We start from the raw sequence: 12,417 nt of genomic DNA, 5'->3' as shown, positions 1-12,417 counted from the left end.
GGCCTGTCATGGGAACTCCCCGGACGGAGGGGGCTGCGCGGCAGCCTTGTGTGTTCGGGTCGTCCCGCGGGGGCAAGAAATCGGCCATGTATGAGCAGTCCCAGCTTCGCGCTCTCATCGACACGGCGGTCGACGGCGTTCTCTCCATCGACGGGCAGGGGCGGATCAGGCTCTACAATCCCGCCGCTGAACGCATCTTCGGCCACCCGGCAGAGGCGGTGATCGGGCAGCGGGTCGAGATGCTGATGCCGGAACCCTATGCGGCCGCGCATGAGGGCTATCTGCGCCGCTATATCGAGACCGGCGAGGCGCGCATCATCGGGATCGGCCGTCAGGTCGAGGGGCTGCGGGCGGATGGAACGACCTTTCCGGTGCATCTTTCGGTGGGAGAGTTCGTCGATGAGGGGGACCGTCACTTCGTCGGCATTCTGCGCGACCTGACCGAGGAGGTGGCCGAGCGCCGCCGCGCGCAGGATTCCCAGTCCCAGCTCGAGCTGATCGGCCGGCATGCCGCCGTCAGCGAGATGGGCGCCGCCCTCGCCCATGAGCTGAACCAGCCGCTGACGGCGATCGACCTCTTCCTCGTGGCCGCGGAACGCCAGCTCGATACCGATCCGGACCGCGCCAGAGCGCTGTTCTCGCGCGTGCGGGCCGAGGCGGAGCGGGCGGGCGGCATCGTCCGCCGCATCCGCCAGATGGTCGAGCGGAGCGACGGCGAGAAAATGCCTTTCCCGCTCGGCCAGGCCGTCGAGGAAGCCGTCGAGCTCTGCCGCCTCGTCGAGCGGAGCACGGGCGCCGTGACCATCGGCGCCCCGCCGGACGACGCCGTCTTCGGCGATCTGACGCAGATCCGCATGATCCTCGTCAACCTGATCAAGAACGGGCTCGACGCGACCGAGGGGCAGGCGCAGCGCCACGTCCTCGTTCGCGGAAGGCCGGGCGACATGGCCACGGTCGAGGTCCTCGACAGCGGACCGGGTGTGGAGCCGGATTTCGCAGAGCGCCTCTTCCAGCCCTTTTCCAGCACCAAGGCCCGCGGCCTCGGGATCGGATTGTCGATCTGCCGCACCATCGCGGAAGCGCATGGCGGACGGCTGAGCTATGTGCCGCCCGAGGCGCAGGAGGAGGGCCTGGGCGGCGCCCTGTTCCGGCTGGAACTGCCGCGCCACGAAGAGGAGGAATGATGCGGATAGCCGTCGTGGATGACGACGACGCCGTGCGCGAGGGCGCAGCGCTCGTTCTGGAGGCGGACGGCCGCCATGTGGAAGGGTTCGCCGACGGCACCGCCTTTCTCGGCGATGAAGGGCCATGGGACTTCGCCTTCGTCGACCTCAAAATGCCGGGCCTGTCCGGGTTCGACGTGCTGCGCGAGCTCAGCGGGCAGAACGCGCCGTTCCCCGTCGTCATGATCAGCGCGCATGGCGACGTCCAGGCGGCGGTTCAGGCGATGCGGCTCGGCGCTTCGGGCTTCGTCGAGAAACCCTTCACGCCCGAGACGCTGGAGCAGGCGATCGCCGAGGCTCTGGCGGGCGCATCGCCCGGCGACGGGCGCGAAGCGCTTCTCGAGCGCCTGACCCCGCGTGAGCGGGACGTGGCGGTGCTCCTCGATGAAGGCCTCTCGAACAAGGAGGTCGCGGCGCGGCTCGGATGCAGCCCGCGCACCATCGAGATCCACCGCGCCCGCGTCTTCGAGAAGCTCGACGTGCGCAATGTGGCGGGACTGGTGCGGGCCTTGGCCGGGCGGGACTGATCCGTCCGACGCGGAACGCTTGCGCTCACGCAAGGACTGCCGCTCCGCTAGGCCCTAGGACATCCTCATGGCCATCGATGGTTCCAGCACCTTCACCTCTACGATCCACGTGGTCGAGGACGACGATGCGGTGCGCGAGGCCATGGGCCTCGTCCTCGGCGCCGAAGGGTACGAGATCCGGAGCTGGCCCGACGGCGAGGCCTTCCTGCGCGAGGCCGCCATCGGGGCGAGAGATCTCCTGCTGCTCGACATCGACCTTCCGGGCCTCGACGGCGTCGCCGTGGCCAATGCCCTGCGGGCAAGAGGCCAGAAGGTGCGGATCGTGCTTCTGTCCGGGGTCAGGGGGGCCGCGTTCGATCGCGCGGTCCGGTCGATCAGGCCGCTGCTCGCGCTCAGAAAGCCGGTCGCGGGCTCTTTCCTCGCCCATGCCGTGCGGGATGTCTGCCTGCCCCCGGGCCTGTCGGCATAGGGAATGTTCCTTACGCACTCCTCCTGATTCCGGCGCCGCTCCCCGGGCGGCATGGTCTGCCGCAAGGCAGAAGGGACAGGATCATGGCAGCCGCACCGGTCAGGCACTATGCGAAGCGCGCGACGATCTTCGCTGCGGGCGAGCAGGGCGGGGCCCTGCCGAAACTGCTCTCCGGCGCCGTCATCCTCTACGCCCTGCTCGATGACGGACGGCGTCAGGTGCTCGATCTGGCGGGTCCCGGCGACCTCCTCCATTTCGAGACGGACGGCGTCGTGGACCATTATGCAGAGGCGCTGACCCCCTGCGAAGTCGCACGGTTCGAAGCGGGAGACCTTCTGGCAACGGGCGATGGCGCGGCCTTCCTGATGGAACAGATGCGCGACCGGCTCGCACTCGAACGCCGTCACCTCACAATGCTGTCGCGCAAGGGCGCCGCCGAGAGGCTGGCCGATTTCGTGCGTCTCGCCGCCGATTGCCTCGGGCAGCGGGACGGGCGCTTCGAGCTGCCGCTGACCCGCCAGCAGATCGCGGACTTCACCGGCCTGACGCTGGAGACCGTGAGCCGGACCTTCGCGCAGTGGGAGCGCGAGGCGGTGCTGACCAGGCTCGCCGGGCGGACCTATCAGATGAGCGAGGCGCTGGCGGCGTAAGGCGCGAGGCGCGTCAGCCGGCCATCTTCTCAGGCGCCGCCGACGGCCTCGACCAGAGCCAGGCGGAGACGCCTCCGAGCACCGCCGCCAGGATGGCGAGCAGCACGCTCGCCGCACCGGCCAGCGCGACGATGCCCACCGCAGCCGCCATGCCGGCCGTGGCCGCGATCTTTCCCTTGCGCGAAATCCGGCCGCCTTCGAACCACTCCCTCAGCGCGCGGCCGAATCTCGGGTGATCGAGAAGCCGCCGCGCCAGCGGGTCGTCTCCCTTCCACAGGCACCAGACCGCCAGAAGCCACGGCCCGGTCGTCGGCAGGAGCGGCAGCGCCGCGCCGAGGGCCCCGATGCCGAAGCAGAGATAGCCTGCGCCTCGCCAGACGGGACGCAAGCTCGAACGGCCGGACGCTCTCATCGCTCTCTTTCTCCACGGGTCGTCGCCGTGTGCACGGTCGTCGCCGCAAGCGCGGCCAGGCGCCGCTCATGCGTCACGAGAAGGATAGTCCGATCGGAAAGCCTCTCAAGCAGGCGGCGGAGAATGCGTTCGGCCTGATCGATGCGCAGATGCTCGCCCGGCTCGTCGAGGAGAATGAGCGGCGCCGCGCTGAGACAGGCCCGCGCGAGAACGAGGCGCCGGGCTTCGCCGAGCGACAGCATGTCCTGCGTGATCCGGGCGTCAAGGCCGCCGGCCTCGCGAATGCGTTCTGCCAATTCGGCCGCTTCGAGGGCGCGCCAGAGCTCTTCGCCGCTTGCGGCCGAAAAGAGATTGTCCCGCACCGTCGCATCGAGGACGGCTGCATCGTGCAGGCTGAGATGCGAGGCGGCGCGGGCGTTTGCGGCAGAGCCGAGCGGGTGCGGGCCCTCCTGCCAGGGCAGCCAGCCTGCAAGCCTCTTGAGGAGCGTGGTCTTGCCGCAGCCCGAGGGGCCGAGCAGCGCGACAGGATGCCCGGGCCGCGCCGCGAAGGTCACGGACGACCCAAGAGCGTGTCCCTGCGGGTCGCGCAGCGGGAGGCCGCTCACCGCGATTTCGGCCGGACCCGCGGGGCTGACCTCTTCGTCGTCATCGACCCAGACCGACAGGGCCTCCCCGGCCCGCCGGGCGCTGCGCCGCGCGAAGCTCGCCCGCGCAAGGGGCGCGATCAGCTCGCCGAGGGCGAGCCAGGAAAAGGCGGCAAGCACGGCCGGCAGCAGCGCTTCGCCGCGCATCCCACCGATCTGCGAGAGGACCAGGACGAGCGCAGCGGCAAGAGGGCCGAGCGCCGAGAGAAGGGCATCGGCGGCACCGAGACGCGCCCGCCCCGCCGCAGCGGCGCTCTCGGCTGCGCGCGAGATGCGGGCTGTCTCGCCGAGGCGCAGCGTCCGCTCGCCGCCGCCTTCGAGCGAGACGAGGCCGGAGAGCTGCTGGCCCAGCCGCTCGCCCGCTTCGCGCCGCCCCGCCTCGGCCTTACGGGCCCGGATATCGGCCTCCGCGCAGAGCCGTTCCGCCGCGAAGAGCAGCAGCGCGCCCTGGCCGAGTATGGTGGGCAGAGCGAGGGGAACGGTGAATGCGGTGAGGACGGCGACGAGCAGCCCCGCGCCGGTGATGGCCAGGACGGGCATCACCACCCGAAGCCGCGCGAAATCGACGGCCTCGACCTCGTCCAGGAAGCTCTGCAGCCGGTCGGCGCGGGCGAGCTGCCAGCCTGCGGCCCGGCTTTCCTCGGCGCCCGCCATCCGGCGGAAGAGGCGGCCGCGGTGACGGGTCTGATCGCGGAGGGCGGCGGCATGACCGGCGATCCTCTCGCCATATTTCGTGCCCGTCCTGAGGAGGGCGAGAAGACGCACGATGGCGGCGGGGTGGTGGAAGCTGAATGCATAGGCCGCAGGCCCGAGGCCCGCGAGCGCCACCGCGCCGAGGAACCAGGCGGAGACGCCGACCAGCAGCACGCCGGAAAGCGCGGAAAGACCCGCCAGCACCAGCGCCGCCCGCCAGCGCCTGTCATCGATGAAAGCGGTCATGCGGCCTCCTCGAAGCGGTGGGCGAGCGGTATCCGGATGCGCGCTGCCGCGGCGAGCTCGGCATCATGGGTGGCGACGATCACGAGGCGGGTCTCGGCGAGCCGGCCGAGAAGGGCGCGAACCCCCGCCGCCGCCTGCGCGTCCAGCTTCGCCGTCGGCTCGTCCGCGAAGACGATGCCCGCATCGCTCGCCGCTGCCCTGGCGAGCGAGAGGCGGAGCCTCTGCCCGCCCGACAGATCCGCGCCGCCTTGCGCGATGAGGGCGGAGAGACCGTCCGCGAAGCGCGGCTCGCTCAGCAGGCCGAGGGCCTGCGCGGTTGCGGCATCCGTCATCCCGCCCAGCCGCCCACCGGGCTGCCACGCATCGGCCGCCGCCCAGGCCTGCTTGCGGCCGGCGGTGAAGGCATGTCCCGCCGCGGCTTCGTCCACTCCTGCCAGGACGCGCAGCAGGCTCGTCTTGCCGCAGCCCGAGGGGCCGGTGAGGGCGACGAGGCCGCGCTCGGGCAGGTCGAGGTCCTGCACGGCGCCAGCGTGGGCCAGGACCACGCCGCGCGCGCCCGCCCGCCCGGTCGGCAGGCGCGGATCGGCGGCGGGAGCCGCCGCCCGGACCTCCTCGAGGCTGTCGAGGGCCGCCTGCCCCTCGGCGGCGGTGTGGTAGATTTCGGCAAAGCGGCGCAGCGGCGCGAAGACCTCCGGCGCGAGCACCAGAACGCTCAGGCTCTGCGCCAGGGTGAGGCCGTAAAAGCCCGGAACCTGCGCCAGCCCCAGATGGCCGAGGCCGAGAAAGACCGCCAGCATGGCGACGCTCAGCGAGCTGAAGAAATCGAGCACGCCGGAATTGAGGAAGGCGACCTTCAGGACGTCGCGGCTGCGCGCCTCGTGCTCGGCGAGCGCGGCTTCCAGCCGCTCCGCCTCCCGCTCCGTCGCATGGCAGGCGAGGAGGGTGGGCAGGCACCGGACCCGCTCGGCGAAGCTGCCGGAGACGCGCTGCAGCGCCTCTTCCTGAAGGGCGGCGCGGTGCCTGGTCAGGCCGCCGACAAGAATGAAGAAGAGGATCATCACCGGCAGGCAGAGAAGGAGGAGGAGGGCGGCCTGCCAGGAGAAGAGGGCCATCGCGGCCAGCGCCATGACGAGGCCGAGGGCGCTCATCGCCTTGGCGTTGGGCACGGTGACGACCGCGGCGGCGGCGGCGGCGGGCTGGCGCGCCAGCCGCCCGGCGAGGTCGCCGGCATCGAAGCGCTGAACCTCATCGACCCGCGCCCTGCCCGCAAGGCGTTCGAACCAGGACACGACTCTCGCCGCGGCCCGGCCTTCGGTTCTCGCCGCGACCGCTTCGCCCGCGGCAGCAGCCCCGCTTGCAGTGCAGAGGGCGGCGCCGAGCGCGAAGAGGGCCGGGGCCGACACCGTCCCCTCCATGACGATCCCGCCTGTCAGGGTCGCGAGCGAGAGGCCGCTCGCGAGACGCCCGGCGCGGGAGAGGAGAGCGAGGAGCAGGGCGGCGCGGCGGCCGTCCCGGCTCAGCGCGGCCAGCTCGGCCTGCGCCGCGGAGAGGGTCTTGCGTTGTCGTGTCACCGAACGACGACTAGGCGCAGCGGCATCACGCTTCCTTGAGGGAGCGCAAGGAAGCGCGATGCGGCCTCAGAACCGCCGCCCGATCCCGATCCCGGCGACGACCGGGTCGAGATCGACCTCCACCGTGTTGACGAGCGTGCCCGTGGTCAGCGTCGCATCCGTGTCGATCTGGATGTATTTCACGTCGAGATTGGCGAACCAGTCCTCGTTCAGATCGAAATCCACGCCCGCCTGAAAGGCGATGCCGACGCTGTCGTCGAGATCGATATCCGTCTCGCCGATCGCGTTCGTCAGGCTGTCCGAGGCATCTTCCGAGTAGAAGATCGTGTAGTTCAGCCCGACGCCCGCATAGGGCCGGACCGCGGCTTCCGGCGCGAAATGGTACTGAAGGGTGAGGGTCGGCGGCAGCGCCCAGACATCGGCAAGATCGCCGAGGCCGTCGAGATCGCCCGTGCCGTTCAGATCGTGCGGGCTCGTCGCCAGAATCAGTTCCGCCGCCACGCGGTCGGTCAGGAAATAGGTGAAGTCGAGTTCGGGGACGACGGCATTCTCGACCGCTACCGAGCCATCGGGAAAAGCCGGCTCCACCCCGGACGTGTCTTCGGTCGGCGCGACGAGGATGGCGCGCGCGCGCACCAGAAGGTCGCCCTGTTCGGCATGGGCGGCCGGCACCAGCGCAGGAGCGAGAAGCAGGGCGGACAGGAAGGCGGGGCGTCGCATGAGGACCTCCGTTGCTGAATGACGGTTCGGTCACATGGCGGGGGAAAGCGTTCCTTGCGCTCGCTCAAGGACGCGTGAGGGGCGTTGCTGCACGTCCTCGCGGAACGCTGGAGGATTCTCATGCCAGATCCGTTGATCACGGACCTCTCACGCCTGCAGTTCGCGCTGACGGCGATGTACCACTTTCTCTTCGTGCCGCTGACGCTCGGCCTGTCGATCCTGATGGCCATGATGGAGACGGTCTATGTCATGACCGGCCGCTCCATCTGGCGGGAGATGACCAAGTTCTGGGGTCTCCTCTTCGGGATCAACTTCGTGCTCGGGGTCGCCACCGGGATCACCATGGAATTCCAGTTCGGCATGAACTGGGCTTTCTACAGCCATTATGTCGGCGACGTCTTCGGCGCGCCGCTCGCCATCGAGGGGCTGATGGCCTTCTTCCTCGAGGCGACCTTTGTGGGGCTGTTCTTCTTCGGCTGGGACCGGTTGAGCGCCAGGGCGCACCTCCTGGTGACCTGGCTCGTCGCTCTCGGCGCGAACTTCTCCGCCCTGTGGATCCTCGTCGCCAATGGCTGGATGCAGAACCCGGTCGGTGCGGCCTTCAATCCCGACACCATGCGGATGGAGGTGACGGACTTCATGGCCGTGATCTTCAATCCGGTCGCGCAAGCGAAGTTCGTTCACACGGTCTCAGCGGGCTATGTCACGGGAGCGGTCTTCGTGCTCGCCATCTCCGCCTTCTACATGCTCAGGGGGCGGCACATCGCGCTGGCCCAGCGCAGCTTCGCCATCGCGGCGGCCTTCGGCCTCGCCTCCACCCTGTCCGTCCTCGTCCTCGGCGACGAGAGCGGATACGCGGTCACCGACCACCAGAAGATGAAGCTCGCCGCGATGGAGGCGATGTGGCATACGGAGGAGGCGCCCGCCGCCTTCACCATCGTGGGGCTGCCCGATCAGAGGGCGCGCGAGACGCGCTTCGCAATCCACGTGCCCTTCGTCATGGGCCTGATCGGAACGCGCAGCCTCGATACCGCGATCCCCGGCATCTTCGAGCTCGTGGACCATGCCGAGGAGCGCATACGCTCCGGCCTCCTCGCCTATGAGGCGCTGGAAGCCTTCAAGGCGGACAGGACCGACATGGCAGCGCGCGAAGCCTTCATGGAGCACCGCGAGGATCTCGGCTACGCCCAGCTTGTCCGGCAATTCGCAGAGGATCCGCTGACGGCGACGGACGCCGAGATCCGCGAAGCGGCCTGGTTCACCGTGCCCTCCGTGCCGGCCGCCTTCTTCAGCTTCAGGGCGATGGTGGCCTGCGGCCTCGTCCTCCTCGTGCTGTTCGGCGTCGCGGCTTATTTCACGACCAAGGAAGAGACGCCGCCGCGCTGGCTTCTCAAGGCGGCGCTCTTCTCTCTGCCGCTGCCCTGGATCGCGATCGAGCTCGGCTGGTTCCTCGCCGAATACGGCCGCCAGCCCTGGATCATCGAGGGCGTGCTGCCGACCTTCCTCGCCGCATCGAACCTCGCTCTGTCCGACATCCTCATCACCATCGCGGGCTTCACTCTCGTCTACGGCGTTCTGGCCGTCATCGAGGTCAGGCTGATGCTGGCCGCGATCCGCAAAGGGCCGTCAGTGGTCGATGAGCTGGACGACCTCGTGCCCGGTCTCGGCGAGCAGGGCCGCCACGATCCCGCCCTGTCACCCGCAGAATAACGGAGACACTCATGGAGTTCCTGTTCGACTACGCGACCCTGAGGGTCATCTGGTGGGCGCTGCTCGGCGTGCTGCTCATCGGCTTCGCCGTCACCGACGGCTTCGACATGGGGGCGGCGGCGCTGATGCCGCTGGTCGCCAGGGGCGATGACGAGCGGCGCGTCGTCATCAACACGTTCGGTCCCGTCTGGGAAGGCAACCAGGTCTGGTTCATCCTCGGCGGCGGCGCAATCTTCGCGGCCTGGCCGGCGCTCTACGCGCTCAGCTTTTCCGGCTTCTACCTGGCGATGTTCCTGGTGCTGTTCATGCTGATCCTGCGCCCGGTCGCCTTCAAATACCGCTCCAAACGCGAGGGCGCGAAATGGCGCTCGCGCTGGGACCTCGCGATCGTCGTCTCCGGCCTCGTGCCGCCGGTGATCTTCGGCGTCGCGGTGGGCAATGCGCTGATCGGCGTGCCCTTCGCCTATGACAACGACCTGCGCCCCGACTATCAGGGCGGGCTGTTCGGCCTTCTCAATCCGGCGGCGCTCTTCTGCGGCGTCCTCTCCCTCTTCATGATCGCGGCGCACGGAGCGGCCTGGCTCCACCTCAAGGCCGATCCCGTCATCGCGGAGCGTGCGAGGAAGATCGGGAAATGGGCGGCCTTCGGTGCCTTCGTCCTCTTCGCCCTCGGCGGCTTCCTCGTCGCGTTCGGCGCGCTGGGCGGCTATGAGCTGACGAGCACCGCAGACTTCCGCACGCCGAGCTTCCCGCTCGGCAAGACGGCTGCGGAGGCGGATGGCGCCTGGCTCGCAAATTACGGCGAAGCGCCGCTCCTGATGCTCGTTCCGGCACTCGGGCTCTTGGGTCTCGCCGGAGGGGCGCTCGCCTTCTGGACGGGGCGCTGCCGCGTGACGCTGGTCGCAACGGGCCTCGGCATCGCAGGCGTCATCGCCACGGTCGGAGTGTCGATGTTCCCCTTCATCCTGCCGAGCGCCGTCGATCCTTCGCACAGCCTGATGGTCTTCGACGCCAGCTCCAGCCGGAACACGCTGCGCACCATGCTGCTCGCCACCGTCTTCTTCCTGCCGATCATCCTCGCCTACACCGCCTGGGTATACCGGGTGATGAGCGGCCGGGTGACCACGGACGGCCTGCGGGCCGCCGACCACGCCTACTGACGATAGGGAAAGGACAAAGCCATGTGGTATTTCGCCTGGGTTCTCGGCCTCGGCCTCGCTGCGGCGGTCGGGATCATGAACGCGATGTGGTTCGAGCTGAAGCGGGTGCGTCAGCACCCGCCCGCCCATTCCCGGCCGATCCTGCAAGAGGATCCGGCATCGGGAGTCTGATATGGCGCAAGGACCGCCCCCGCGGGCGGTCCTAGGCTTCCTCGGCAATCAGAAGGAGGCGTCTTCCGTGACACTCGGCACCATTCTCGTTCCCGCCTACGACCTGAAGGGTCTGAAGCACGCCGTGGCTGCGGCCCGGCCCTATGCCGAAAGCGCGAAGGCGAAGCTCGTCGGCCTGCATGTCCGCGAACGCTATCCGGTGGGCGCCGTGGCCGAATATTACTGGCACGCGCCGATCGTGGAGGAATTCCAGTCAGGAATCGCTCAGCGCGCCGAGGAGATGAGGGCGGCGTTCGAAGAGGGCGCCGCTGGCCTCGAGACCGAATGGCGCCAGCCCGAAGGCACCGAAGTCGTCGATCTCGGGATCCAGGCGCGCTTGGCCGATCTGGTCGTCGTTCCGGCGCCGGCCGTCTGCGAGCGCACGGATGCGGCGGGCATGGCCGAGGCCGTACTCGTCGGCTCCGGCCGCTGCGTCCTCGTCGCGCCGCCAGGCGAGGCGCGACCCGTCCCCAGACACATCCTCCTCGCCTGGAACGGCAGTGTGGAGGCTGCGCGGGCGGCCGCCATCGCCAGGCCGATGCTGAACCTCGCTGAGCGGGTGACGGTCCTGTCCGTCGGCGATATCGCGATCGGCATGCCTGAACCGGGCGCCGTGGCCGATGCGCTTCGCCGCTCGGGCCTTGCGGCAGAGGGGCGAAGCGTCGCCAAGGGGCAGGGCGGCGTCACCGCGACCCTCGCCGAGCAGGCGGAGATGGCGGAGGCCGATGCCGTGCTTCTCGGCGCCTATTCCCACACCCGCCTGCGCGAGCGGATCCTCGGCGGCGTCACCAGGCGCCTCGTGACCGAACCCAAGCTGCCGACATTCATGGTGCACTGATCATGAAGGCATTCCATGCCGGCCTCGCCGAGGCGGCGGTGCCCCGCTATACGAGCTTTCCCCCGGCGAACCGCTTCCGCTGCGACGTCGCGCCGGCCGACCACGCCGGATGGCTCGGGGCCCTGTCGGCGGAGGACCGGGTCTCGCTCTACGTCCACGTGCCCTTCTGCCGGTCGCTATGCTGGTATTGCGGCTGCAACACTCATGTGACCCGCCATCGCTCGCCCGTCCGGCGCTTCAGGGATGCGGTGCTGGAAGAAATGCGGCTCGTCGAGGAGCGGCTTTCGGAGCGGCCGGTGGCCTCCGCGCTCCATTTCGGCGGCGGCTCGCCGGACATGCTGACGGCGGAGGATGTGCGGCTGATCGGCGCCGGGCTGCGGCGCATCTTCGGCTTTTCGGACAATGCGGAAATCGCAGCCGAACTCGACCCGCGCGGCGTCAGCGCGCCGCTCGTTTCCGCCTTCGCCGATGCGGGCGTGACCAGGGCGAGCTTCGGGATTCAGACTACGGACGAGGCGGTGCAGCGCCGCATCGGCAGGGTGCAGTTCCCGGCGACAATCCGCCATGCCGTCCGCATGCTGGCTGAAGGCGGCATAGCGGACTGGAACGCCGACCTCCTCTATGGCCTGCCGGGGCAGGCGGTGCGGCATGTGCGCGAGGACTGCCGCTTCGTCGCATCCCTCGGGGCATCCCGCGTCGCCGTCTTCGGCTATGCCCACGTCCCCTGGTTCAAGAAGCACCAGCAGGTCATCGACGAAGCGCTGCTGCCCGGCGCCGCCGAGCGCTTCGCGCAGGCCGAAGCCGCCGCCGAGGAACTGGTCGCGGCGGGATATGAGCGCATCGGGTTCGACCATTTCGCCCTGCCGGACGATCCTCTGGCCGTCGCTGCGCGGGAGAGGCGCCTGAAGCGCAATTTCCAGGGCTTCACGCCGGACGACGCGACGGCGCTCATCGGCTTCGGCCCCTCGGCCATCTCGCGCCTGCCGCAGGGCTACGTCCAGAACGAAACCACGCTCAAGGGCTATTACGCCGCAGTCGGCGAAGGGTCCCTGCCGACCGCGCGCGGGCACCATCTGACGGCGGAGGAACGCCGCCGCGGGGCATTGATCGAAAGGCTGCTCTGCGACGGGGGCGTCGACCTTCCCGACTGGGCTCTCGCCGAAGCGGCATGCGGACTGACGGCGTTGCGGGGGCGGGGGATCGTGGATGTCGCCGATGGCCGCCTCACCGTGACGGAGGCGGGACGCCCCTATGCGCGCAATGTCGCCGCCGCCCTCGACAGGGAGCACCGTCCGGCGCCGCAGGCCCACGCGCGGGCCGTATAGGCCGCCCCGGGGCAGGGGC

Annotated in this window: 13 protein-coding genes; 9 read left to right on the top strand and 4 right to left on the bottom strand. The window is 69.6% G+C overall.

Annotated elements, in window-relative coordinates:
• The first annotated feature begins 86 nt into the window (after positions 1–86).
• The 4 genes from IE88_RS0102005 (at position 87) to IE88_RS0101990 (ending at position 2,869) form a co-directional block, all read left to right on the top strand.
• Positions 87–1,184, top strand: a complete 1,098-nt coding sequence (locus tag IE88_RS0102005) for a two-component system sensor histidine kinase NtrB (RefSeq protein WP_051881381.1) — start codon at positions 87–89, stop codon at positions 1,182–1,184.
• Complete coding sequence (locus tag IE88_RS0102000; protein WP_031549563.1) at positions 1,181–1,750, top strand: response regulator transcription factor; 570 nt, start codon at positions 1,181–1,183, stop codon at positions 1,748–1,750. The genes IE88_RS0102005 and IE88_RS0102000 overlap by 4 nt, the downstream gene beginning before the upstream one ends.
• 67 nt (positions 1,751–1,817) lie before the next feature.
• Complete coding sequence (locus IE88_RS16175; protein ID WP_051881379.1) at positions 1,818–2,219, top strand: response regulator; 402 nt, start codon at positions 1,818–1,820, stop codon at positions 2,217–2,219.
• Positions 2,220–2,302: 83 nt separating this feature from the next.
• Complete coding sequence (locus IE88_RS0101990) at positions 2,303–2,869, top strand: Crp/Fnr family transcriptional regulator (RefSeq protein WP_051881378.1); 567 nt, start codon at positions 2,303–2,305, stop codon at positions 2,867–2,869.
• A gap of 13 nt (positions 2,870–2,882) precedes the next feature.
• Here the strand turns inward: IE88_RS0101990 and IE88_RS0101985 are convergent, their stop codons facing one another.
• From IE88_RS0101985 to IE88_RS0101970, 4 genes are all read right to left on the bottom strand, one after another.
• Complete coding sequence (locus tag IE88_RS0101985) at positions 2,883–3,281, bottom strand: YbaN family protein (protein ID WP_051881377.1); 399 nt, start codon at positions 3,279–3,281, stop codon at positions 2,883–2,885.
• Positions 3,278–4,864: an ATP-binding cassette domain-containing protein gene (locus IE88_RS0101980; RefSeq protein WP_081871353.1), complete on the bottom strand. Its 1,587-nt coding sequence runs from the start codon at positions 4,862–4,864 to the stop codon at positions 3,278–3,280. The genes IE88_RS0101985 and IE88_RS0101980 overlap by 4 nt, the downstream gene beginning before the upstream one ends.
• Positions 4,861–6,435 (bottom strand): ABC transporter transmembrane domain-containing protein, encoded by a 1,575-nt coding sequence (locus IE88_RS0101975; RefSeq protein WP_051881376.1) that lies wholly within the window; start codon positions 6,433–6,435, stop codon positions 4,861–4,863. The genes IE88_RS0101980 and IE88_RS0101975 overlap by 4 nt, the downstream gene beginning before the upstream one ends.
• A 66-nt stretch (positions 6,436–6,501) precedes the next feature.
• A complete protein-coding gene (locus IE88_RS0101970) occupies positions 6,502–7,155 on the bottom strand; it encodes an OmpW/AlkL family protein (RefSeq protein ID WP_031549552.1) in 654 nt (217 codons plus the stop codon).
• 120 nt (positions 7,156–7,275) lie between these two features.
• Between IE88_RS0101970 and IE88_RS0101965 the strand changes: the two genes are divergently transcribed.
• From IE88_RS0101965 to hemN, 5 genes are all read left to right on the top strand, one after another.
• Positions 7,276–8,865, top strand: a complete 1,590-nt coding sequence (locus tag IE88_RS0101965) for a cytochrome ubiquinol oxidase subunit I (protein WP_031549550.1) — start codon at positions 7,276–7,278, stop codon at positions 8,863–8,865.
• A gap of 11 nt (positions 8,866–8,876) precedes the next feature.
• Positions 8,877–10,025, top strand: coding sequence for a cytochrome d ubiquinol oxidase subunit II (cydB, locus tag IE88_RS0101960; protein ID WP_031549547.1), 1,149 nt, complete (start codon positions 8,877–8,879; stop codon positions 10,023–10,025).
• 21 nt (positions 10,026–10,046) lie between these two features.
• The gene (gene cydX / locus IE88_RS17755; protein ID WP_081871351.1) at positions 10,047–10,196 is read left to right on the top strand and encodes a cytochrome bd-I oxidase subunit CydX; all 150 of its coding nucleotides are present in this window, start codon (positions 10,047–10,049) and stop codon (positions 10,194–10,196) included.
• Between the two features lie 67 nt (positions 10,197–10,263).
• Entirely contained in the window at positions 10,264–11,073 is an 810-nt protein-coding gene (locus IE88_RS0101950; RefSeq protein ID WP_162178282.1) for a universal stress protein, read from the top strand.
• Between the two features lie 2 nt (positions 11,074–11,075).
• Positions 11,076–12,398, top strand: a complete 1,323-nt coding sequence (gene hemN / locus IE88_RS0101945) for an oxygen-independent coproporphyrinogen III oxidase (protein WP_031549543.1) — start codon at positions 11,076–11,078, stop codon at positions 12,396–12,398.
• Positions 12,399–12,417: the final 19 nt, after the last annotated feature.

The sequence above is a fragment of the Parvularcula oceani genome (assembly GCF_000733125.1).
GTDB lineage: Bacteria > Pseudomonadota > Alphaproteobacteria > Caulobacterales > Parvularculaceae > Parvularcula > Parvularcula oceani.
The sequence above is the reverse complement of the archived record's forward strand: the minus strand, read 5'-3'. Positions and strand labels throughout refer to the sequence as shown.

Bases quoted from the DNA above. Each gene is read 5' to 3' on its own strand.
- IE88_RS0101985 (WP_051881377.1), bottom strand. From the start codon at position 3,281: ATGAGAGCGTCCGGCCGTTCGAGCTTGCGTCCCGTCTGGCGAGGCGCA.
- IE88_RS0102000 (WP_031549563.1), top strand. From the start codon at position 1,181: ATGATGCGGATAGCCGTCGTGGATGACGACGACGCCGTGCGCGAGGGC.
- IE88_RS0101965 (WP_031549550.1), top strand. From the start codon at position 7,276: ATGCCAGATCCGTTGATCACGGACCTCTCACGCCTGCAGTTCGCGCTG.
- IE88_RS0101970 (WP_031549552.1), bottom strand. From the start codon at position 7,155: ATGCGACGCCCCGCCTTCCTGTCCGCCCTGCTTCTCGCTCCTGCGCTG.
- IE88_RS0101980 (WP_081871353.1), bottom strand. From the start codon at position 4,864: ATGACCGCTTTCATCGATGACAGGCGCTGGCGGGCGGCGCTGGTGCTG.
- IE88_RS16175 (WP_051881379.1), top strand. From the start codon at position 1,818: ATGGCCATCGATGGTTCCAGCACCTTCACCTCTACGATCCACGTGGTC.
- hemN (WP_031549543.1), top strand. From the start codon at position 11,076: ATGAAGGCATTCCATGCCGGCCTCGCCGAGGCGGCGGTGCCCCGCTAT.
- cydB (WP_031549547.1), top strand. From the start codon at position 8,877: ATGGAGTTCCTGTTCGACTACGCGACCCTGAGGGTCATCTGGTGGGCG.
- IE88_RS0102005 (WP_051881381.1), top strand. From the start codon at position 87: ATGTATGAGCAGTCCCAGCTTCGCGCTCTCATCGACACGGCGGTCGAC.
- IE88_RS0101990 (WP_051881378.1), top strand. From the start codon at position 2,303: ATGGCAGCCGCACCGGTCAGGCACTATGCGAAGCGCGCGACGATCTTC.
- cydX (WP_081871351.1), top strand. From the start codon at position 10,047: ATGTGGTATTTCGCCTGGGTTCTCGGCCTCGGCCTCGCTGCGGCGGTC.